This window comes from Lysobacter enzymogenes, assembly GCF_023617245.1.
Taxonomy (GTDB): Bacteria; Pseudomonadota; Gammaproteobacteria; order Xanthomonadales; family Xanthomonadaceae; genus Lysobacter; species Lysobacter yananisis.
Genome location: NZ_CP067396.1, coordinates 5,000,905 through 5,023,137, shown reverse-complemented (window position 1 = coordinate 5,023,137; position 22,233 = coordinate 5,000,905). Strand labels below are relative to the sequence as shown.

Genomic DNA, 22,233 nt, shown 5'->3' with positions numbered 1-22,233 from the left:
CTCCTTGCGTCGCTGGCGTTATTCGACCGTGATCAGGCTGACGCACTCGTGCTCGTAGGCGTCGTCGGATTCGGCGCGGGTGTAAATGCGGATCCACAACTGCGGACGCTGGAAGCTCCAGCCCAGCGGCCGGTCGTGCTCGGCCGTCATCGGGCTGCGCTGGTAGCCCAGGCCTTCCAAGGTCTTCGCGTAGCGCTCGAAATCGGGGCGGCAGACCGTGCTGGCCTCGGCGTCCTCGCGCTTGCGCCGGTATTCGAAGCGCAATTGCGGGCGCTGCGAGCCGGCCGGCACCAGCAGTTCGAGCGAGTAACCCCAATCCGGCCCGAGCGAGGCGCCGGTGCGGGCGCTGTTTTCGGAGCGTCGCAGGCTCCAGCCGGTGTCGCGCTCGATCCGTTCCGCGCTGAGCTGCTCGCGCGCGCTCAGGCCGGCGAGCAGCTTCAACACGGTTTCGCCGACGGCTTCGGCGTCGGCCTCGCGGCCGGGAGATTCGTCGGAAGGATTCATCCTGGACTCCTTGACGGATACCTTGGCCGGACCGGCCGCGGCGCAGGCGCTCAACAACACGATGCTCAATGCGCAGGCGAGCGCCGGGGCGGTTCGGCCGGAAGCGGTACAGGCTGGGCGAAGGCGGAAAGGCATCCGGGGCGTCCTGCGTGCGTCGGCTCGGTATAGATCAAACCGCGGGCGCGGGCAAGCGGCGGCGCGAATCGCTGGAAAAGTCGTGGATTTTTTCGCCGCGGCCGGGCCCCGCGCGCGGCGGAGCCTGGCCGCACACCGCGGTCAATGGTGCGCGTTGGCCGGAATCCCGCCGCCCTTGCCGTCGGGCACCAGCATGCGCACGTTCTGCATCATGCCGCGGTCCTCGTGGTCGAGGATGTGGCAGTGCAGGACGTATTCGCCGATGTAGCGCTCGTAGCGGGTGCGGATCACCACGTTGTAGCCCTGCTTGACGAACAAGGTGTCCTTCCAGGTGCCGCGCAGGTTGGCGTACTGCGGGTCGGAGGCCTCGCCGCTCTGGCTGACGTCGTTGCCCTTGGGGTCGTAGATCGCCACCACCTGGAACGGATTGACGTGGATGTGGAAGGGATGGCCGCCGCGCTTGGAGGTCAGCGTCCATTCCTCGGTGCGGCCGAGCACCAGGTCGCGCGCCTGGCTGGGCGCGTAGGAATTGCCGTCGACCTGGTACTGGTCGTTGTCGGTGATGTTGAAGAACAGCGACTGCTGGCCGTTCACTTCGTCCTTGGGAATGTTGCGATGCGGCACGAACGCGCTCAGGCGCAGGCCGTTGTCCAGATCGGCGAGCACCCGTTGCTGCACGTCGGCGGGCATGTTGCGCTGGGCCGAGGCGCCGAGCTGGCGCGCGATCAGGGCGCGCGTGCCGATCTGCTCGGCGAAGCCGCTGACTTCGGCGATGCCGAGCAACTGGCGGTCCTCGGCGGCCTGGGTGACGCTGGCGCTGGCCGGCGCGGCCGCGTCGATCACGCAGTAGCGGCCGGGCCGGGGGAACGCCACCAGCACGTCGCTGCGGTAGCCCGGCTGCAGCACGTTCTCGCGCTTCTCGATGATCTGCCCATGGGTGAGGCCGTCGGCGGCGACTTCGAACTGGCTCAGCACCTCGCCGGTGCAGTTCTTGCCGACCCAGGTCTCCAGCGCGTCGCCGGCCAGCCCCACCGGCGAGGACGCGCGGCTGCGCAGTTCGCGCAGTTGCAGGTTGACGGTGTCGCGCACGCCGGCGTGCAGCAGCCGCCAGCGCTCCAGCCGCCCGGCCTGCAAGCCGGAGAAGGTCGGCAGGACCACGCCGTTGACGCTGGTGTAGCGCCCGGACTTCTGCCAGGTGCCGAAGCCGAACTGGTCTTCGTAGTTGTCGATCCGGCCGACGTCGCCCGGATCGCAGATCCAGCGGCCGTCGGCGGCGGTCTTGATCTTGCCCTCGCCGTTGCGGCAGGCGTAGGCGACCTGCTGGAACATCAGCAGGCGCTCGGGCATCGGCTGCTCCGCCGAGGCGTCGCGCAGCAGGGTGTCGAGATCGCCGTTGCGGGTCGGCGAGGGCAGGCGCTGGCCGCGCACGAGCAGCGCGCCGGCCATGCCGCTGGAGACCTGCAGCGCGGTCGAGCCGTGCAGGTGCGGGTGGTACCAGAACGTCCCGGCGGGATGGTCGGCCGGCAGGTTGTACTCGTACTCGAACGCCACGCCCGGGCGCAGGGTCAGCAGCACGTTGTCGCTGTTGCCGGTCGGGCTCACCCACAGGCCGTGCGAATGCAGGTTGGTGGAGTTGAAGCAGTGCGGCGTGTTGAGGCTGGGCTGGGCGCAGTCGGGTTCGGGCTCGAGGTCGTTCTTGAGCGCGACGCGCACGGTTTCGCCGGGCGCGGTGACCACGGTCGGCGCGACGAAGGGAATCGCCGGGTCGGTGCCGGGGCTCTTGTAGGAACGCAGTTCGACGGTGTCGTAGCGCGAGGTGCCCGGGTTCCAGATCTGCGAGGTGGTCGTGTCGACGACCAGTTCGAGCCGCGCCTCGCGCGTGTCCAGCGGCCGCGCGCCCTCGGCGGTGAGCAGCTTCTGCGCGGTTTGCGGCGCGTCGGTGGAGCGCTGCATGAGCGCCAGCACCGGCGCGGCGGCGGCGCGCTCGGCGCCGGCGTCCTGGGCCAGCGCCGCGCCGGGCGCGGCCAGGGCCAGGCACAGCGCCAGCGCGTTGCGCGGACGCGCGATGGCGGGCGCGGATTTGGGAGCGGAAATGTCCATGCGGAACCCCTGTGGCATGAAGCGTGCCGTCGCGGCACGGTGGTGCCGGCGCGCGCGGCGCGAACGGGCGCGCCGCGCCGCGGCGGCGGCTCGGTGAATCGGATTGCGTGTCGTCCCCTGCGGCGCCGCGCGCCGCGGCGATCGCGGCGCGTGCGCAGCGCGGACCCTCGCGCGCGGGCGAGGGCCGCCCGATGCCGCGCGCCGCGTCGCGCGCGATTCGCCGGCCCAGCGCGAACCTGTTCGCGATGCGCGCGTTGCCGCGGCATCGAGTGCGGGCCGTCGCGTCGCGGCGGCCGTTCGCGCTCGCTTGATGAACGGTGAAAGCCGGTGCGGCAGGACAGCGCGGTGGGTCGCTGCGCAGTCGGGTGCGAGGTCCGGGGTGGGCGTCGTTCGCGGCATGCGGCGGCATCGCGCGCGGGAGGGATGTGAGCGCTGTCACCGATCGCGACGACATCGCGCAGCGCTGTGTGGCGTTGCGCCAAGCGACGAACGCGCGCTGCTGTGCGCGAACTCACGTGGCTATGGGTGTTCGCCGCCCGTACGTTCGCGGCGAGGTCACGGTGTGTTCGCCATCCGCGCGATCGCGGCGCGATGCGGCGCCCATGCGCGGCATTTCGATGCGGCATCCCGATGCAGCGGATCGCCGGCGCAACGCCTCGGCCGGCTCGGCGAAGGCTCGAACGCCCGCTCGCCGCGGGCGCGACCGACCCGGGCAAGCCGAGCCGGGCAAGCGTTGAGCGACACCCGAGCCACGCGGCTGCGGCCTGGGGCACGAATCGCCTGCGACGAGCGCCACGGGCGGAATGCGGTTTGGCGCAAATCGCGCGGCCCCTCCCTATTCAGGTTTCGGCGAACAGCGCGCGGCGGTTCGCCCGAGGTCTGATCGGGGTTCCGCCTGTCATCGGTAACAAACCTTGCGCCGCAAGGTTTTCGCGTTGGCGGGCGGTTTTGCGCGAGAGCGTTTCAAATGAACCGGCAAGTTCTGTTTTGCAGTGCAGCGTGCAAAGCCCCTAACGGTTCCTTCACGATCAGCCCGCATCCCGACGTGGGGGAGGGAGCAAGCCCGCAACCGGTTCATCCGGAAGCGGGCTTTTTTATTGCCCGGCGTTTTTATCCGCAGCTTCGCGCGATCGGGCGCGCAGCGTCCACACGGGCGGGCCGGCGCGGTCGCCTCGCGTGCGTGCCGGACGAACGCGCGGCGGCTTCGGCGCACGCCCTGCGAAGCGGCTTCGAACCAGAGTCGCTTGCGGCGCCATGCGATCATCCGGCGCATGCATGCTTCCGCCCCCGCCGCTCCCGTCGCCGACTTCTCCGCCCTGACCGAACGCGCGCTCGCCCGCCTGCGCAACGCCTCCGACGATGCGCGCGCCGCGCTGCAAGACCCGGCGCTGGCCGCGCGCGTGGCGCGCGTGGCGGTGGTCAGCGACTTCGCCATCGACACCCTTGCGCGCCAGCCCGCGCTGCTGCTCGCGCTGGCCGCCGACGACGGCGCCGAGCCGCTGCCGCCGCCGCGGCTGGATGCCGAAGGCCGCGCCGATTGGGCCACCCGCCTGCGCCGCTACCGCGCCGCCGGCTCGACCCGGCTGATCTGGCGCGACGCGCTCGGCCTGGATGCGGTCGGCGAGACCTTGCGCGGCAGCACCGACCTGGCCGAAACCTGCCTGCGCCTGGCCCACGACGCGCTCGAAGACGAGTTCGAACGCCGCTACGGCGCGCTGCGCACGCCCGCCGGCGAACGCGTGCGGCTGGTGGTGTTCGGCCTGGGCAAGCTCGGCGGCGGCGAACTCAATTTCAGTTCCGACGTCGATCTGGTCTACGCCTACGAGCACGACGGCAGCACCGAATTCGACGGCCGCGACCCGGCGCGCGCGCTCGATGCGGAGAGCTACTTCGCCAAGCTCGGCCAGCAGTTGGCGCGGCTGCTCGACGAACTCACCGCCGAAGGCTTCAGCCATCGCGTCGACCTGCGCCTGCGCCCGTACGGCAACGCCGGCCGGGTGGCGTGGTCGTTCGCGGCGATGGAGCAGTATTTCCAGCGCGAAGGCCGCGACTGGGAACGCTACGCCTGGCAGAAGGCGCGGCCGGTGGCCGGCGATCTCGACGCCGGCGAGCGCTTCGTCGACGCGCTGCGGCCGTTCGTGTATCGGCGCTATCTCGATTTCGGCGCGCTCGACGGCCTGCGCGCGATGAAGGCGGCGATCAGCGCCGAGGTCGCGCGCAAGGAGCTGGCCGACGACATCAAGCGCGGGCCCGGCGGCATCCGCGAGATCGAGTTCCTGGTCCAGGCGCTGCAGCTGATCCGCGGCGGCCGCGAGGCCGAACTGCGCGGCCGCCGCCTGCTGCCGGCGCTGGACGCGCTGGTCGCGCAGCGCCAGATCGGCGAGGACGCGGGCGACGCGCTGGCCGACGATTACCGCTTCCTGCGCCGGCTGGAGAACCGCCTGCAGATGCTGCGCGACGCGCAGACCCACGCGCTGCCCGGCGGCGAGGCCGAGCGCGCGCGCATCGCGGCCGGTCTGGGCTACGCCGACTGGGACGCGTTGCGCGCCGAACTGGAACGCCGCCGCGAACGCATCACCGCCGAATTCGACGCGCTGCTGGCGCCGCGCCGCCGCCGCGCCGCGCCCGACGCGCTGACCGCGTACTGGCGCGCGCTGCCGGAGGCCGGCGAAGCGCAGGCGCTGTTGGACGCCGGCTTCGACGCCGCCGGCGACGCCGACGCGGCGCTGCGCGATTTCGCCCGCAGCCCCGGCGTGCGCGGCCTGTCCGACGCAGCGCGCGCGCGCCTGGACCGGGTGCTGCCGGCGCTGCTGCAGGCCGCGGTGGCGTCGAGCCAGCCGATGCTCGCGCTCAAGCGCCTGCTCGCGTTGCTGCACAACGTCCTGCGCCGCAGCGCCTATCTGGCCTTGCTCGACGAACAGCCGGCGGCGCTGTCGCGCTTGGTCGAAGTGGTCTCGCGCAGCGCGTTGCTGGCCGAGCGGCTGGCCTCGCATCCGTTGTTGCTGGACGAATTGCTCGATGCGCGCGTCGCCGGGCCGTTGCCGGACCGCGAGGAACTGCTCGCCGCCTGCGCCGGCTTCGACGCCAGCGGCGATGTCGAGGAAGCCTTGCAGGCGATCAACGAAACCCGCCAGGCGCTGAGCTTCCGCATCGCCATGGCCCTGCGCGACGGCCGCCAGTCGGCCGAGGACAGCGCGCGGCAACTGGCGTGGCTGGCCGACGCGGTGGTGGCGCAGGTGCTGGCGATGGCGCAGGCCGAAGTCGCCGCCGCGCACGGCCGGGTGCCCGGCGCGCGCTTCGCCGTGCTCGGTTACGGCAGCCTCGGCGGCGAGGAACTGGGCTTCGGTTCGGACCTGGATCTGGTGTTTTTGTACGAGGCGCCCGCGGTCGAGGGCGGCGCCGCGTCCGACGGCGCGCGCGCGCTCGACGCGCCGCGCTGGTTCGCGCGGCTGGCGCAGAAGATCGTCGCCCTGCTCGGCGCGGTGACCGCCGCCGGGCGTCTGTTCGACGTCGACGTGCGGCTGCGCCCGGACGGCGCCAAGGGCCTGCTGGTGTCGTCGCTGGCGAGCTTCAGCGAGTACCAGGACGAGCGCGCCTGGACCTGGGAACACCAGGCGCTGGTGCGCGCGCGCTTCATCGCCGGCGATGCCGGCCTGGGCGAGCGTTTCGAGCAAGTCCGCGCGCGCACCCTGACCCGCGCGCGCGACGGCGGCAAGCTGCGCGGCGACGTCGCCGCGATGCGCGCGCGCATGCGCGCCGAACTCGACCGCAGCGACGCGGCGTTCTTCGACCTCAAGCAGGGCGAGGGCGGGCTGGTGGATCTGGAATTCCTGCTGCAGTACCTGGTGCTGCGCGACAGCGCGCACGTGTCGGCGTTGCTGGCGCCGCGCGATACGCCGGGCTTGATCGAGGCGGCCGAACGCGCCGGTGCGCTGGAGGCGGACACCGCGGCGGGTCTGCGCGGCGCGCATCTGGCGCTGTTGGCGGCGGGGCTGGAATGCACGCTGGACCGGCGCCCGCGGCGGGTGGCGGAGACGGCCGGGATCGCGCAGGCGCGCGCGGCGATCGGCGCGGCGATGGTGCGGTTCGGGTTGCGCGAGGGGTGATCGGGCGGGCCGGGCGCGGCGATCGGAGCGGAAAGCATCGGGACTGGAGTCCCTCCCACAAGCGCCGTCGCCGCCCTGCGCCGGCGCTTGTGGGAGGGACCCCAGCTCTTGTGGGAGGGACTTCAGCTCTTGTGGGAGGGACTTCAGCTCTTGTGGGAGGGACTTCAGCTCTTGTGGGAGGGACTTCAGCTCTTGTGGGAGGGACTTCAGTCCCGACGCTCTTGTCTCAGGCCACCGCGCCGCTCGCGATCACACGCCCAGCCGCGCCGCCACCATCGCCGCCACCCGCGCCGTCTCGCGCAGCGGCTCCACCGGAAACGGCCGCAAGTGCGGATCGAACGCATGCGCGCGGCGCAGGCCGATCAGGCTGTCGACGAAGCGCCGCGGCCGCCCTTCGACCCGGTCGATGCCGAACACGAACAACGGCACGCGCGTGGCCGCGGCCTCGGACAGCATGTTGACCGAGTCGGCGGTGCAGACGATGCGGTCGGCCCAGCCGAGCAGGCCGGGGTAGGGGTTGGCGCCTTCGCCGGGTTCGTACCACGACACCTGCGGCAGCGACGCCAGCCGTTCGCGCAGGCGCGCGCGGATCTCCGCCGGGGTGCGCCGCGAGGTCGTCGCCAGCAGGCTGCCGCCCTCGCGTTCGAGCTGGGCCTGCAGGCGCGAGGCCAGCGCGTCGAAGGCGGCGCGGTCGAAGCGGGCGTGGGCGCTGGAGCCGCCCAGCAGCAGCGCGGTGCGCGGGCCGGGCAGTTGGCCGAAGGCGGGGAAGGTCTTGCGCGCGCCGGCCAGCCACAGGTCGTCGACCGGATTGAGGCTGCCGAGTAGGGTGATCACGTTGGGGCCGCGCAGGCCGTCGTGCTCGGGCGCGATCACCAGGTCCCAGTGATTGGGCGGGATGCGCGGGTCGAGGATCTGCACCGCGCGCGCGCCGGTGTCGCGCATCAGCCGGGTCGCCAGCGCGGCCTGGCGGCCGCAGCCGATGACGAGTTCCGGGCGCTCGCCCCGCAAGGCCTGGGCGAAGTCTTCGCCGAAGGCGCGATCGGCGCCCGGCAGCCGCCGCGGCGAGGCCCAGCGCCACGGCGCCCGCGGTTGCAGCACCCAGGGCCGGGCCGGGCGCCCCAGGGCCAGGGCCAGGGCGGAGGCCTGGCGTTGGTTGCCGGCGAGGCCGTCGGTCAACAGCCAGGTTGCAGTAGTGGCGTCATTCTTCGCCGAAATGCCGTTTCGTTGCACAGATGCGGGTAATCCGTTCCGGGAGTGTCGATTTAGCGGCCGGGTCGAGACTCTACACTTCCGTCTCCCGATCACTTGCCCCAGCTTGGCAGCCCCATGGAGAAGACGATGTCCAAGGCCCTTCCCGACGACGCCCTCGATCAGCTGTTCCGCAGCGCCCGCACCCACAACGTGCTCGGCGGCGAGATCAGCGACGAGACGCTGCGCCAGCTCTACGATCTGACCAAGTGGGGCCCGACCAGCGCCAACGGCTCGCCGGCGCGGTTCGTGTTCGTGAAGTCCCCGCAGGCCAAGGAAAAGCTGCGCCCGGCCCTGTCGGAAGGCAACCTGGCCAAGACCATGGCCGCGCCGGTCACCGTGATCGTCGCCCACGACCTGGAGTTCTACGAAAAGCTGCCGTACCTGTTCCCGCACGACGACGCGCGCAGCTGGTTCGCCGGCAACGACGCGGCGATCAACGTCACTGCGTTCCGCAACGGCAGCCTGCAGGGCGCCTACCTGATCCTGGCCGCGCGCTCGCTGGGCCTGGACACCGGCGCGATGTCGGGCTTCGACAACGCCAAGGTCGACGAGGCCTTCTTCGCCGGCACCAAGATCAAGTCCAACTTCCTGATCAACCTCGGCCACGGCGACCACGACAAGCTGTTCCCGCGCTCGCCGCGGCTGCCGTTCGACGAGGCCGCGCGCATCGAGTGATGCGTGCGCGCCGGCACGGTTCCGCGTCGCCGCCGCCCTGGCGCGGCGCGGGCCGGGCGATAGTGGTTCCCCCGCAACACCGCGACACCTACAACGACCAGCGTCCACCCGACGACATTCCGAGGAGTTCTCCAATGAAGCGCATCCTGCTCGCCGCCGCCCTGGGCCTGGCTTTCGCCGGCGCCGCCACCGCCGCCCCGGTGACCTACAAGATCGACCCCAACCACACCGACGTGATCGCCAGCTGGAGCCACTTCGGCTTCTCCAACCCGATCGCCCACTTCGGCAAGGTCGACGGCACCATCACCTACGACCAGGCCAAGCCCGCGGCGTCCTCGGTGCAGGTGACCATCCCGCTCGACGGCCTGGCCTCGCACGTCGGCGATTTCGACGAACACCTCAAGAGCGCCGATTTCTTCGACGCCGCCAAGTACCCGAACATCACCTTCAAGAGCACCAAGGTCGAAGCCGCCGGCGCCAACAAGCTCAAGGTCACCGGCGACCTGACCGTGCACGGCGTGACCAAGCCGGCGGTGCTGGACGTGAACATCAACAAGATCGGCGAGCAGCCGATGGCCAAGCGCGCGGCGGCCGGCTTCGACGCCACCACCACGCTCAAGCGCAGCGAGTTCGGCATCGGCAAGTACGTGCCCAACGTCAGCGACGAGGTCAAGATCCGCATCACCACCGAAGCGATCGTGCCGAAGAAGTAAGCGGCCGTCGCGCCAGCGAACGGCGTCGCCCGCGGGCGGCGCCGTTCGCGTTTTTACGGCCCGAAGCACGCCGCGTTGCGCGCTAAAATGCCGCGATGATCATCCAACGCCTTTCCCGCGAGCGCGGCCGCGTCCCGGCCGACGGCAGCGACAGCCTGCACACGTTCTCCTCGGGCGCTTACTACGACCCGGCGTGGATGGGGTTCGGCGCGTTGCGCGTGCTGCGCGAAGTCCGCGCCGAGCCCGGCGCGGGCCTGGCCGTGCATCGCCACGCCAACATGGACGTCTTCAGCTACGTGCTGGAAGGCGCGATGGGCTTCGAAGGCGCGGCCGGTTCTGAGTTCGGCGAGGCCGCCGAGGGCGACATCGTCACAGGCGTGGTGCGCGCCGGCGAGCTGCAGTGGCTCGGCGCCGGCCACGGCATGCGCCATCGCGCGTTCAACGCCGCGGCCGACGCGCCGCTGCGGTTCCTGCAGATCTGGATCCAGCCCGACCGGCTCAACGCCCGGCCCGCGTACGCGCTGTCGACGGCGCCGGCCGCGGACGCGCGCGGCTGGGCCCTGCGCGCGTCGCGCGACGGCGGCGAAGGCGGAGTGCCGGTGCGGCAGGACCTGCGGCTGTTCACCGCCGCGCTCGCGGCCGGCGCGGACCTGCGCCGCGCGCTCGACGCCGGTCGCGCGTACTGGCTGCAGATCGTGGCCGGCGAGGTCCGCGCCGACGGCCGCGCGCTGGCCGCCGGCGATGCGCTCGGCCTGGTCGCCGAAACCGGCGAACTGGCGCTGACCGCCGGCGAGCGCGGCGCGCAGGCGCTGCTGCTGGAGCTGCCGCCGTCGGGCTGATCGCGAGCCTCGCCGGGGTTGCCGTCGCAGCGTCCGGCGCGCAACGGCGCGCAACGGCCCGAGATGGCCCGAGACGGCTCGATGCAGTCCGAAACGGTTCGATGCGGCCCGAGATGGCGCCGCGCGGCGGTCAACCTCCGGTCCAGCGCGGCCCGACGCGACCGCAGCGCTTGTCCGCGTCTGGCGCCAACCCCGCGCCGCCGCGGCCTCGCCGCCGCTGGCGCGGCCGCGTACACGCGCCGCCGCGCCCACGCTGCTAAAATGCCTGCCCGCGTCGCCACCCGTCGTGCCCCATGACCACCGCAGCCAACGCCCACCCCACCCAGGCCAACGCCGATCAGCGCTACACCGTGACCCGCGCCGACCTGCCGCTGAGCTGCCCGCTGCCGTCGATGGCGCTGTGGAACTCGCATCCGCGCGTGTACCTGCCGATCGAGGCCGAGCGCGAGTGCCAGTGCCCGTACTGCGGCGCGCACTACACCCTGGTCGACTGACCTCGCCGCCATGACTTCGCCGCAGCCGACTCCCATGCGCCGGCTGACGGCGATGCAGTTGCTGCCGGCGCTGGAATCCGGCGGCGTCGAACGTTCCACCCTGGAAATCGCCGACGCGCTGGTGCGCGCCGGCCATCGCGCGATCGTGGTCTCCGCCGGCGGCCGGCTGGTGCCGCGGTTGCTGCAACTCGGCGCCGAGCACATCGAGCTGCCGATCGGACGCAAGTCGCCGTCGACCTTGCTGCATGCCTTCAAGCTGCGCCGGCTGATGACCGAGCTGGGCGTGGACCTGCTGCACCTGCGCTCGCGGCTGCCGGCCTGGGTCGGCCTGCTGGCCTGGCGCGGCCTGCCCGACGGCGCGCGGCCGGCGCTGGTGACCACGGTGCACGGGCTCAACTCGCCGTCGCGCTACAGCCAGGTGATGACCCGCGGCGAACGCGTGATCTGCGTGTCCGACACCGTCCGCGACTACGTGCTCCAACACTATCCCGACACCGATCCGGCCACGCTGCGGGTGGTGCCGCGCGGGATCGACCCGGCCGCGTTCCCGCGCGCGCCGTGGCCCGACCGCGACGCGCGCGCCTGGGCCGCGGCGCAGCATCCGCAGCTTGCCGGCGACGGCCCGCTGCTGTTGCTGCCGGGCCGCGGCACCCGTTTGAAAGGCCATGCCGACGGCCTGCAACTGTTGGCCGACGTGCGCGCCGACGGCATCGATGCGCGGCTGTGGCTGCCGGGCGCGCGCGAGCCCGGGCGCGAGGACTACATCGAGGAAATGCAGCGGTTCGCGCAAGGCCTGGGCATCGCCGACGCGGTCGCCTTCACCGCGCCGACCGACGCGATCGCGCGCGCCTACGCCGCCAGCGACCTGGTGCTGCAACTCTCGCGCAAGCCCGAGGCGTTCGGCCGCACCGTGGTCGAGGCGCTGGCCTGCGGCCGGCCGGTGCTGGGCTGGAACCACGGCGGCGTCGGCGAACTGCTGGCGCGCCTGCAGCCGCGCGGCGCGGTCGCGGCGTTCGATCCGCTCGCGCTCAAGCGCGGCGCTTGCGAATTGCTAACGCATGCGCCCGCGCCAGTGGATACGATGGCGTTTTCCCTGCGCGCCATGCAGGAGGCCACGCTTGCCGTCTATGCCGAACTCGTCGATGCCTGAGCCGGCCGCGCCGTCGCCGGGCGCGCCCGCGTCGTTCGCCGCGGACGCGGCCGGCGCGATGCGCGCGCCGCCGCCGCAGGAGATCGTCGGCTGGCGTTGGGCGCCGGCCTGGGTGCTGGCCTATGTCGCCTTGCTGTTCGCGCCGGGCTTCGCCGAGACGGTGCTGAGCCTGGGCGCGGTGACCATGCTGGTGAAGCTGACGCTGGGCCGCATGCGCACCGGCCCGCGCCTGCTCAGCGACGCCGCCTGGGCGCTGACCAGCGCCTTGTTCGCGGCGTACTGGCTGCCCGAACTGGTGTCGGCGATCGACGCGGTCGACCCGGCGCGCGCGCTGCGCGAGGCCGCGGTGGACCTGCGCTATCTGCCGTTCCTGTGGCTGGTCGCCGCGGCGGTGGCGTCGCGGCGCGGGCGCAACATCACCTTCGGCGGATTGGCCGCGATCCTCGCGCTGTGGATCGCCGATGCGCTGTTGCAGGCGCTGTCCGGCGGGATCGAAAGCCCTCTGTTCCGCGCCATCGACGCGGCCAAGCAGGCGATCAGCGGGCACGGCATGTGCACCGCGAGCGAACTGGCCGTGGTCGACCGCCTCGGCGGCGTGCTCGGCCCGTGCAACCTCAAGCTCGGCCAGGTCATCGCCAGCTTCTCGCCGTTCCTGCTTTACGCCGCCGGCCGCCGCTTCGGCCTCGCCGGCTGGCTGACCGCGACCGCGCTGACCGGCATCGTGGTGGTGCTGGCCGGCTCGCGCGCCTCGTGGATCACCTTCGCCCTGGTGCTGCTGCTCAGCGGCTGGCGCCTGCTGGGCTGGAAGAAGCTGCTGGCGTTGTTCGCCTGCGGCCTGCTCGCGCTGGTGGTGCTGGACCGCAGCTCCAGCCAGGTGCACGAGCGGCTGGTGCGCACCGCGCACATCGTCAGCGCCGACGTGGCCGGCCTCGACGACGCGCTGTCGGGGCGCGCGCGGATCTGGCGCGCGGCCGGCTGCATGATCGCCGCGCATCCGCTCAACGGCGTCGGCGCGCGCGGTTTCCGCGAAGCCTTCCCGGGCTGCGACCCGATGCCCGGCGTGACCACGTCCTGGGGCGACGGCCCGGCCCTGCACGCGCACCAACTGCTGCTGGAAGTGCTCAGCGAAACCGGCGCGTTCGGCCTGCTGCTGTGGCTGGCCGGCGCCGCGCTGGCCTGGCGCGCCTGGGCCTTCGCCGACGCGCAGGCGCGCGAACGCGCGCGCCCGGCGATGGTGGCTCTGGCGGTGACGGTGTTCCCGCTCAACACCCACCTGGCGTTCTATTCGACCTTCTGGGGCGGACTGACGCTGCTGCTGGCGGCGTTGTATGCGGGCAGCCTGCTGGCCCAGCCCAGGAGCGAGGGGTGAGCGCGGAGGAGTGAGGAGTGAGCGAGAGCCGCTTGCGTCGCCGCTCTCGCTCACTCCTCACTCCTCCACGCTCACTCCTCAGTTTTCTTATACGGCGAAACCATCCCCGCCGGCCGCCGCTTGAAACGCCTGTGGATCCACAGGTACTGGCTCGGCGCTTGCCGCACCATCGCTTCGATCTGCGCGTTGACCCGCGCGCTGTCGGAGGTGGCGTCGCTGGACGGGAAGTCCGGCAGCGGCGCGCCGACGCGCAGGATGTAGTCGGCGCCTTCGCGGCGATGGAAGAACGGCACCACCGCGCAGCCGGCCAGGCGCGCGAACTGGTGGGTGGCGGTGATCGTCGCCGCCGGCACGCCGAAGAACGGCGCGAACACGGTGTCCTTGCCGCGCATGTCCTGGTCCGGCGCGTACCACAGGAAGCCGCCCTGCTTGAGGTGGCGCATCGCCGGGCGGATCTCTTCGTTGGTGAACATGGCCGCGGCGTAGCGCAGGCGGCCGCGCTTGACCGCCCATTCCATCACCGGATTGCGGTGCTTGCGGTACATGCCGGCCAGCGGCAGGCGGTCGCACATCAGTCGGCCGCACATCTCCAGGGTCATGAAGTGGCCGGACACCATCAGCACGCCGCGGCCGGCGGCGCGGACCTCGTCGAGCAGTTCCAGGCCTTCGATCCGCACCGTGCGCCGCATCGGTTCGACTCCGCCCCACCAGGCGCGGGCGAATTCGAAGAAGCCGATGCCCAGGTCGCGGAAACTCTCGCGCAGCAGGACCTCGCGCTCGGCTTCGCTCTTCTCGGGGAAGCACAGCTTCAGGTTGACCTGCGCCGCGCGCCGGCGGGTGCCGGCCGCGCGCAGCGCGAACGCGCCGATCAGCGCGCCGAGCCGGCGCTGCAGGCCCCACGGCAGGCGCGCGCCGGCGCACATCGCGGCCAGCGCCAGCCACATCGGCCACAGCCGTGGTGAGAGCAGGGAAGGACGGGGGGGCAGGGCGGGTTCGGCCATGGCGGTAGTTTATTCGCTGCGGGCGGCGATGCCGTGAGCGCAACGCATCGTCCGGCGCCGAGGCGTGGCCCGTGGCGCGGCAGGCGATGAAGGGGCGACGTGGGATCGGGCGAAATCGTGGCATGGGCACCGCGACCATGGTCTGGCGTCGCCGTATCGCCACGCCGCCCGCTCCCACGTCCATGTCCATGTCCATGTCCAGACCTGCACCGTGCCGTCGGGCCGCTCCGACCCCGTCGTTCCGGCGAAAGCCGGAATCCATTTTGACGTTGCCGTTGATGCAGCTCCTGAGCCGCAGCGCACCGCGAACGCAAAACTAGGGCGGACTCGCGACGGGAATCGCGAACCGCCGCTCTCGTGGGAGGACCTTCAGGCCCGACGCTTTTGTGTCCGAAGCGACGCGGCGATCCGAGCGGAGATCATCGGGGCTGAAGCCCCTCCCACAAAAGCGGCCGGGTCGCGGTTTTCGCCGGAGCGACGAAGCCGGAACGACGGAGCCCGAACAGCGCCGACGGCAGACGGCCGCAAACGCCGGACCGGCTTCATGAACACCGCGTCCACCCCGAACCGCCGCCGCAGCCTTTATCCTTGGCGCCATGCGGAAGGATTTGATCGAGCGCCTGTTGCGCGGCCTGTATTCGGTCGCCCTGTACCTGTTGGCCCCGGTCACGGTCTATCACCTGATCTGGCGCGGCTTTCGCCAGCCGGCGTATTTCCGCGGCTGGCTGGAGCGCTACGCGGTCTACCGCGGGCCGGCCCAGACCCGCACCCTGTGGCTGCACGCGGTTTCGGTCGGCGAGGTCAACGCCGCGATCCCGCTGGTCAACGCGCTGCGCCGCGGCCGCCCGGACCTGCGCCTGCTGGTGACCACGATCACACCGACCGGCGCCGACCGCGCGCGCGCGGCCTGGAGCGATTCGGTCGAGCACGTCTACCTGCCCTACGACCTGCCCGGCGCGGTCGGCCGCTTCCTCAAGCATCACCAGCCGTGCGCGGCGCTGATCATGGAAACCGAGCTGTGGCCGAACCTGCTGTTCGGCTGCCGCGACCGCGGCATTCCCGCCTACATCCTCAACGCGCGCCTGTCGGAGCGTTCGCTGCGCGGCTACCGGGTGCTGGCGCCGCTGGTCAGCCGCGCGCTGCGCACGGTGCGCACGGTCGCGGCGCAATCGCACGCCGACGGCCAGCGCTTCGTCGAACTCGGCGCCGATCCGCGCCAGGTGGTGGAGACCGGCAACCTCAAGTTCGACGTCAGCGTGCCCGATGCGCTGGAAGACTTCGCCCAGGAATGCCATCGCCACACCGGCGAGCGCCCGGTGTGGATCGCCGCCAGCACCCACGAGGACGAAGAGGCGGTGACGGTGGCGATGCACCGGCACCTGCGCGAGCGTTTCCCGGGCCTGCTGCTGCTGTGGGCGCCGCGCCATCCCGAGCGTTTCCGGGTGGTGGCCGAGAACGCGCGCAGCGCCGGCTGGCAGGTGTCCACGCGCTCGCGCGCGCGCTGGCCGCAGCCGGGCGACGACGTGTTCGTGATCGACACCCTCGGTGAACTGATGAGCTTCTACGCCTGCGCCGACGTGGCCTTCGTCGGCGGCAGCCTGCAGCCGATCGGCGGCCACAACCTGCTCGAACCGGCCGCGACCGGCACCGCCATCGTCACCGGCCCGCACCTGCACAACTTCGTCGAGATCGCCCAGCGCCTGGACGACGCCGGCGCGCTGCGCATCGGCCAGGACGCCGAGCAGGTCGAAGCGGCGGTCGAGCGCCTGCTGGCCGATCCGGCCGAGCGCGCGCAGATGGTCGCCGCCGGCCGCGCGCTGGTGGAAACCGGCCGCGGCGCGCTGGCGCGGACGATGGCGCTGCTGCAGCCGGCGTTGCCGCCGCGGCAGTGAGGCCGTGGCGGTGAAGCCGCGTTGCTGAAGCCGCGCGGCTGACGGCGGGCGATAGACGACGGGCCATAGACGATCAGCGACAGACTGCGCGCGGTGGATGGCGACCGATCGACGCCGCGCCATCGCCATTGCGCGATCGATGGCGAACGACCGATGCGCGGGCGACGCCGCAAGCTCGGATAGACCGGGCAGTCGGCGTGGCGGCTGCCGATGCACCGTGTCGCTGCGTACGCCGGTGGCCGTACGTGCCGTGTTGCGGCGGACGAACTTTGCGACGCTCGAGGCGTCTGCAGTCTGTTGTCGCCGGCGACCGCGCCGCGCCCGACCGGCGATGGCTTGCTGCGCGCTGCCGAAGCGCCCGAAGCGATTGCGCCGGCACGCGCCGGCGCAATCGAGGCGATGCCTGCCTTGGCTTACGACTCAGAAGTTGCCGGTCTGATTGTTGTCGCCGTCCGGGACTTCCTTGGTGCAGGCGACCGAACCGGTGGCCTCGTAGCTGGTGACGATGAAATCGCCGCCGCCCTGATCGGTGCCCAGGACGCGGAAGATCTTCGCGCTGGGCTGGCCGGCGACGCTGCCGCCCTGCGCGGTGCAGGCGTTTACCGCGGCCTGTTTGGCGTTGGCGAGCGCGGCGGCTTCGGTGTTGCCGCGGACGAGGCTGGTGGCGTCGAAGCGGACGGTGCGGGCGTGGGCGGCGCTGGTGAACAGCGCGGCGGACACGGCGGCGGTTGCGACGAGAGTGCGCAGGGTCATGAGGTCGTTCCTGAGTTGGGAGGATTGCGGCCGCGTCCGAGGGATGCGGCCGGGAGCGCCGCGCGATCGGCGACGACGCGTCCGCTCACGAAGCTAATCGCGCAGCGCGGCCGTCGCTGTCGCTGCGCGTCGGGCTTTTCCCAGGCGCCTGTGACGCTGTGCGCGGAAGCGGGTGCAATCAGACGAATCAGAACGTTTTTTTCGCTCTGCCGCCGGACGCGCGGCGGCGACGACGTAGCCTGTGCGGCGAACGAAAAGCCGCCGTGCAGGCGGCTGGTGTATGCATCGCGAAGGCAGGCATCGCGAACGCGCGCGGCGCCGTTTCCGGCGCCATCGCGCGCGCCGCGAACGGCGCGCGCGGGCGAAGCCTTATTGCCGATGGCAGACGATGCTGGCTTCGGCGAAGAGCACATAGTTGTAAGGGTCGGGATGGATGCCGATGACGGTCACCGCCCCGGCGCGGTCGCCGTTGCCTTGGCAGTACGCGACGAGTTCGCGACTGACGTTGGCGACGGCTTCTTGTTCGGTGAGGCCGCTGGAGGACGCAGTCGCGGTGTAGCTGCCGGCGGCGACGGCGGCGGACGAGGCGACGAGCAGCGCGGCGAACGCCAGGCGCGAAAGCGGTTTGCGGACGGACAGGTTCATGATCGGCTCCATGCTGGGAAGGAAGCGCTTCGTGGCGAAGCGGCGGCGCCGCGCGGGTGGGGGCCGCGATTACGATTCTTGTGCGCCGTCGCGCTGCACGGACAGCGGCGGATCGGGCGAGGGCGGCCGCGCGCGTGACGACGCTAGCGATAGCGGCGCTTTCGGACGCGTCTGAAGACGCTCCCGTGCGGCGTCTCCCAGCGATTCCCGCGCAATCGCGCGCAACGAAAAACCGCCGGAAGACCGGCGGTTTTTCGTCGTTCCCGCTGCGCAGGCGCGCGTCAGCGCATCGTCGGCGGCGGCGCCAGGTTGGTGGCGGCTTCGGCGGTCAGCAGGCGGTTGACGTCCTGCACGTCGGCGATGTCGAGCGAGCCGGCGGCCTGTTCCAGCAGCAGGCGGTTGAGCAGGAAGTTGTACTTGGACTGGGCGTAGGACTGCTGCGCCTGCAGCAGCGTGCGCTGGTTGTTGAGCACGTCCAGCACGGTGCGGGTGCCCACTTCCAGGCCGACCTGCGAGGCGTCGTACGCGGCCTGCGCCGAGACCACGGCGAGGCGGCGCGCTTCGACTTCGCTGATGCCGGCGACCAGGGTCTGGTAGGCGTTGCGGGTGTTGCGCACCAACTGGCGGCGTTCGAGTTCGTACTGGTCCTGGGCGGCGTCGCGGCGCGCCAGCGCCTGGCGCACGCCCGACTGCACCGCGCCGCCGGCGTACAGCGGCACCGAGAAGGTCAGGCCGATGCTGGGGCCGTGGCTGGCGCTGCCGGGCTGGCCGAAGGTCTGGCCGAGCGCGTGGGTGTCGCCCCAGGTCGCGTTGTCGCCGTAGCCGCCGGTCAGGCTGAGCGTCGGCCAGTGGCCGGAACGCGCGGTTTCCACCCCGATGTCGGCCGATTCCACCGCCAGCTTGCGCGCGCGCAGCGCCGGGTTGGTGGCGACCGCGTTGTCGACCCAGGCGTCGACCTGGCGGGTTTCCGGCAGGTTCGGCTTGAAGTCGGCCGGCAGCGCCTTGAGCGTGGTCACCGGCTGGCCGGTGATCTGGCTCAGGCCCTGGTAGCTGTCCTCGACCGTGTTGCGCGCGGTGATCGTCAGCGCGCGCGCGTTGTCGTACTGGGCGCGCGCTTCGTGCACGTCGGTGATCGGCGCCAGGCCGACTTCCAGGCGCTTGGTGGTGTAGTCGAACTGCTTCTGCAGCGCGGTCTCGGCGGCTTCGGCGGCGGCCAGGTTCTCCAGCGCCACCAGCACGTTGAAGTAGGCCTGCGCGGTGCGCACGATCAGGTCCTGGCTGGCCGATTCCAGGGTGAAGTCGGCCGCTTCGCTGAGCTTGTTCTCGCTCTGCAGGTTCTTGATCAGCGAACGGTCGAACAGCACCTGGCTGGCGTTGATGCCGTAGCTGCGGTTGGTGCTGTCGGAACGCACGTCGGTGCCGTTGGGGATGTCGACGTCGTCCGGATCGGTCGAGGAGCCGTTGCGGGTGGCGCGGTACACGCTCTCGCTGCGGCTCTTGGTCAGCTTGGCGTCGGCCGACAGCGAGGGCAGCAGACGCGCGCGCGCCTGGATGCGGCCTTCCTTGGTCGCCAGCCGGTTGGATTCGGCCTGGGACAGGCTCGGATCGCTCTGCCGCGCCTGTTCGTAGGTCTGCAGCAGGTCTTCGGCCGACGCGGCCGCGGGCAGCAGGCCGACGACGAGGGCAAGAACGAGCGGACGGCGAATCATGCGGCTTCCTTGAACTTGCGTGTTTTGATGGGTCCGCATGCTGGCACGCGGGCTCTTACGGGGTGCTGACGTACAACTGACAGGACGGTCAGAACTCGAAGGCGGGCGCGGGCGCGGCGCCTTGCAAGTAAGCCAGGTCGGTTTCGAACAACGACTGGATGCGCGAAGCGTTGACTTCGTTGCGCTCGCCGCCGCCGACCAGCACCGCTTCCATGGCCGGCGAACGGCCGCGGACCACGAACAGGCGGCCGCCGGGCTGCAGCCACTGCAGCCACTGCGCCGGGATCTGCGACACCGCGCCGGTGACGCAGATCGCGTTGAAACGGCGGTCGGTGCTGTAGTTCAGCGCGTCGGCGTCGACCACCTGGGCGTTGAGGATGGTCTGCGCGGCCAGGCGCTGGCGCGCGGTCGCGGCGAGGTCGGGGTGGATCTCCAGGCTCACCACTTCGCGCGCCAGGCGGCCCAGGCAGGCGGTCAGGTAGCCGCTGCCGGTGCCGATCTCGAGCACGTCGTCGGTCGGGTCCACCGCCAGCGACTGCAGGGTGCGGCCTTCCATCACCGGCTTCATCATGAACTCGCCGTGGGCCAGCGGCAGGGCCAGGTCGGCGTAGGCGAGGTTCTTGTGCGCGTCGGCGACGAACGCCTCGCGCGGCAGCTCCGCCAGCACGTCGAGCACGCGCGGGTCGAGCACGTCCCAGGGCCGAACCTGTTGTTCGACCATCAGTTCTCGGGCCTTGGCGTAATCGATCGTAGTCATTGGGGGTTCTTCGGAATTCGTGCGCGGGAACCGCGAATTCTACCGGGACCGCGCGCGCCCGGCGGAAAAAGAATTAACCACCCGGGCAACCGGGCTCAGTGCCGAAAGTCACCGGAACTCCTGGCACGCCGGGGACTTAGCGTTGCGCGCGGGCGCCGCCAAGCTCGGCACGGTCAGCCCCCGCGCCGCGCATAGGCGCGCAGGAACATGTCCACCGAGGCCTCCAGGTGGGCGCGGGTTTCGGCCTTGCCGGGCAGGGGATAGCCCAGCATCAGCAAGGCGTACGGCTCGCCCTTGAGCACGGCGAAGAACTGGCGCGCGGCGGTGTCGGCGTCGGCCAGGTCCAGTTCGCCGGCCTCGGCCCGGCTGCGCAGCAGACCGGCGAATTCCTCGTGCAGGCGCTGCGGACCCACGTCCCAGAACAGCCGGGTCAGCGGCGACTGGGCCAGTTGCGGGGTGCACAGCAGGCGGTGGATGCGGATCGCCTCGGGCGCGCTGGCCATCTCGAAGAAGGCCTGGGCGATCGCCAGCAGGCGCTCGCGCAGCGGCGTGCCGGGCTCGGGCGCGAACAGCAGGGCCGGCAGGTGCTGCTCGCAATGGGCGCGCACGGCGGCCGCGAACAGCGTCTCCTTGTCGCCGAAATGGCTGTAGACGGTGAGTTTGGAGACGCCGGCCTCGGCGGCGATCTGATCCATGCTGACGCCGTCGTAGCCCTCGATCAGGAACAGCCGCTTGGCCGCCTCGAGGATGGCGTTGCGCTTGCTCAGGTCCTTCGGGCGGCCGGGGCCGGCCGGCTTCGCGGCGGAAGCCTTCTGACCGGCGGCATCGGTTTGGCTGGAGGGTCGGGGCGAGACCATGCTTAAATACTGGACTGTTGGGTTTGATATTTATACAGTACTGACAAGTACATTAATTCTCAAAGAGGCCGTCCGCAATGCGCAGCCGGATTTTTTCTGCCTCCGTCGCAGATCATGCCTGCTTCGGTCATGTCCGTCCCGCAGGCCGCTTTCCCGTCGCTGGCGGTTCCGCCCGGCTGTGGCCGGCGGTCGCGCTGGTCCTGGCCCTGAGCGCTTGCGGCGGCGGCAAGCCCGCCGCCGAGGGCGCGCGGCCGGTGCTGGTGGCCAAGCCCGGCGGCGCGGTCGCCGCGATTTCGGCCTACGCCGGCGAAGTCCGCGCGCGCGAGGAAAGCCCGCTGTCGTTCCGGGTCGGCGGCAAGCTGGTCGAGCGCAAGGTCGACGTCGGCGCGCACGTGGCCGCCGGGCAGGTGCTGGCGGTGCTCGATCCCGGCGACCTGGACGCGCAGACCCGCGCCGCCCAGGCCCAGCTGGCCGCGGCCGAGGCCGAGTACGCCCGCGCCCGCGCCGACCAGGTCCGCTACGAGCAACTGGCCAAGGACCAGTTGGTCAGCCGCTCGACCAAGGACGCCCAGGACGCCCAGGCCAAGGCCGCGCAAGGCCAGCTCAATTCGGCCCGGGCCAACTGGGAAGTGGCGCGCAACCAGTCCGGCTACACCCAGTTGCGCGCGCCGGCCGCCGGGGTGATCGCCTCGCGCGCGGCCGAGGCCGGGCAGGTGGTCGCCGCCGGCCAGCAGGTGTTCGCGCTGGCCGCCGACGGCGCGCGCGAAGTCGCCTTCGCCGTGCCCGAAGGCGTCATCGCCGCGTTCAAGCCGGGCCAGCAGGTGCAGGTGGAGCTGTGGTCGATCCCGGGCAAGCGCTGGTCCGGGCGGGTGCGCGAAGTCGCCCCGGCCGCCGATCCGGCCTCGCGCACCTACGCCGCGCGGGTCGCCGTCGACGCGCCCGCCGGGACCCTGGAACTGGGCCAGAGCGCGCGCATCTACCAGGCCAACCCCACCGCCTCGGGCCTGAGCGTGCCGCTGGCCGCGGTCCAGCAGACCGGCCAGGGCCGCGCGGTGTTCGTCGCCGATCCGCGCACCGGCACGGTCAAGCTCAAGCCGGTCGCGACCGGGCCCTACGGCCCCGAGCGGGTGCCGGTGCGCTCGGGCCTGGGCCCGGACGACTGGGTGGTGGTGGCCGGCGGCCATCTGCTGCGCGACGGCCAGAAGGTGGCGCCGGTGGATCGCGAGAACCATCCGGTGGAGCGGTGAACGCCGCCGCCGCGCCCGCGCGCGCCGAGGCTTCGC

Annotated in this window: 18 protein-coding genes; 9 read left to right on the top strand and 9 right to left on the bottom strand. The window is 71.8% G+C overall.

Annotated elements, in window-relative coordinates; all coding sequences use genetic code 11:
- Nucleotides 1–18: 18 nt before the first annotated feature.
- Nucleotides 19–504 (bottom strand): hypothetical protein, encoded by a 486-nt coding sequence (locus JHW41_RS20740; protein ID WP_250446230.1) that lies wholly within the window; start codon nt 502–504, stop codon nt 19–21.
- Between the two features lie 276 nt (nt 505–780).
- A complete protein-coding gene (locus JHW41_RS20735; protein ID WP_250446227.1) occupies nt 781–2,739 on the bottom strand; it encodes a multicopper oxidase family protein in 1,959 nt (652 codons plus the stop codon).
- A 1,271-nt stretch (nt 2,740–4,010) separates the two neighbouring features.
- Here JHW41_RS20735 and glnE point away from each other — a divergent pair.
- Nucleotides 4,011–6,845: a bifunctional [glutamate--ammonia ligase]-adenylyl-L-tyrosine phosphorylase/[glutamate--ammonia-ligase] adenylyltransferase gene (gene glnE, locus JHW41_RS20730; protein ID WP_250446208.1), complete on the top strand. Its 2,835-nt coding sequence runs from the start codon at nt 4,011–4,013 to the stop codon at nt 6,843–6,845.
- A gap of 249 nt (nt 6,846–7,094) precedes the next feature.
- Here the strand turns inward: glnE and JHW41_RS20725 are convergent, their stop codons facing one another.
- Nucleotides 7,095–8,021 (bottom strand): mitochondrial fission ELM1 family protein, encoded by a 927-nt coding sequence (locus JHW41_RS20725; protein ID WP_250446176.1) that lies wholly within the window; start codon nt 8,019–8,021, stop codon nt 7,095–7,097.
- Between the two features lie 162 nt (nt 8,022–8,183).
- On the opposite strand from JHW41_RS20725, the gene JHW41_RS20720 reads away from it, so the two are divergent.
- The 6 genes from JHW41_RS20720 (at nt 8,184) to JHW41_RS20695 (ending at nt 13,336) form a co-directional block, all read left to right on the top strand.
- Nucleotides 8,184–8,771, top strand: coding sequence for a malonic semialdehyde reductase (locus JHW41_RS20720; RefSeq protein ID WP_250446173.1), 588 nt, complete (start codon nt 8,184–8,186; stop codon nt 8,769–8,771).
- 134 nt (nt 8,772–8,905) lie between these two features.
- On the top strand, nt 8,906–9,484 hold the full coding sequence (locus tag JHW41_RS20715) for a YceI family protein (RefSeq protein WP_123649673.1): 579 nt from the start codon (nt 8,906–8,908) through the stop codon (nt 9,482–9,484).
- A gap of 95 nt (nt 9,485–9,579) precedes the next feature.
- The gene (locus JHW41_RS20710) at nt 9,580–10,323 is read left to right on the top strand and encodes a pirin family protein (RefSeq protein WP_250446159.1); all 744 of its coding nucleotides are present in this window, start codon (nt 9,580–9,582) and stop codon (nt 10,321–10,323) included.
- A 293-nt stretch (nt 10,324–10,616) separates the two neighbouring features.
- On the top strand, nt 10,617–10,817 hold the full coding sequence (locus JHW41_RS20705; RefSeq protein WP_057946305.1) for a zinc-finger domain-containing protein: 201 nt from the start codon (nt 10,617–10,619) through the stop codon (nt 10,815–10,817).
- A 34-nt stretch (nt 10,818–10,851) separates the two neighbouring features.
- On the top strand, nt 10,852–11,967 hold the full coding sequence (locus JHW41_RS20700; protein WP_078996768.1) for a glycosyltransferase family 4 protein: 1,116 nt from the start codon (nt 10,852–10,854) through the stop codon (nt 11,965–11,967).
- Nucleotides 11,960–13,336: an O-antigen ligase family protein gene (locus JHW41_RS20695; protein ID WP_428995411.1), complete on the top strand. Its 1,377-nt coding sequence runs from the start codon at nt 11,960–11,962 to the stop codon at nt 13,334–13,336. The genes JHW41_RS20700 and JHW41_RS20695 overlap by 8 nt, the downstream gene beginning before the upstream one ends.
- A gap of 71 nt (nt 13,337–13,407) precedes the next feature.
- On the opposite strand, the gene lpxL is transcribed toward JHW41_RS20695, so the two are convergent.
- Complete coding sequence (gene lpxL, locus JHW41_RS20690) at nt 13,408–14,337, bottom strand: LpxL/LpxP family Kdo(2)-lipid IV(A) lauroyl/palmitoleoyl acyltransferase (protein WP_250446142.1); 930 nt, start codon at nt 14,335–14,337, stop codon at nt 13,408–13,410.
- Between the two features lie 596 nt (nt 14,338–14,933).
- On the opposite strand from lpxL, the gene waaA reads away from it, so the two are divergent.
- The gene (gene waaA, locus JHW41_RS20685; protein WP_057946308.1) at nt 14,934–16,229 is read left to right on the top strand and encodes a lipid IV(A) 3-deoxy-D-manno-octulosonic acid transferase; all 1,296 of its coding nucleotides are present in this window, start codon (nt 14,934–14,936) and stop codon (nt 16,227–16,229) included.
- 420 nt (nt 16,230–16,649) lie between these two features.
- Here waaA and JHW41_RS20680 read toward each other — a convergent pair whose 3' ends face one another.
- From JHW41_RS20680 to JHW41_RS20660, 5 genes are all read right to left on the bottom strand, one after another.
- Nucleotides 16,650–16,982 carry a hypothetical protein gene (locus JHW41_RS20680; protein WP_250446139.1) on the bottom strand — a complete coding sequence of 111 codons (333 nt, stop codon included), beginning with the start codon at nt 16,980–16,982 and terminating at the stop codon, nt 16,650–16,652.
- A gap of 369 nt (nt 16,983–17,351) precedes the next feature.
- A complete protein-coding gene (locus JHW41_RS20675; protein WP_250446136.1) occupies nt 17,352–17,627 on the bottom strand; it encodes a hypothetical protein in 276 nt (91 codons plus the stop codon).
- Nucleotides 17,628–17,908: 281 nt separating this feature from the next.
- A complete protein-coding gene (locus JHW41_RS20670; RefSeq protein WP_057946311.1) occupies nt 17,909–19,336 on the bottom strand; it encodes a TolC family outer membrane protein in 1,428 nt (475 codons plus the stop codon).
- Between the two features lie 88 nt (nt 19,337–19,424).
- On the bottom strand, nt 19,425–20,093 hold the full coding sequence (locus JHW41_RS20665; protein WP_057946312.1) for a protein-L-isoaspartate O-methyltransferase family protein: 669 nt from the start codon (nt 20,091–20,093) through the stop codon (nt 19,425–19,427).
- 173 nt (nt 20,094–20,266) lie between these two features.
- Nucleotides 20,267–20,950, bottom strand: coding sequence for a TetR/AcrR family transcriptional regulator (locus JHW41_RS20660; protein ID WP_078996772.1), 684 nt, complete (start codon nt 20,948–20,950; stop codon nt 20,267–20,269).
- A gap of 77 nt (nt 20,951–21,027) precedes the next feature.
- Between JHW41_RS20660 and JHW41_RS20655 the strand changes: the two genes are divergently transcribed.
- Nucleotides 21,028–22,197 carry an efflux RND transporter periplasmic adaptor subunit gene (locus JHW41_RS20655; protein WP_250446134.1) on the top strand — a complete coding sequence of 390 codons (1,170 nt, stop codon included), beginning with the start codon at nt 21,028–21,030 and terminating at the stop codon, nt 22,195–22,197.
- Nucleotides 22,198–22,233 lie beyond the last annotated feature (36 nt).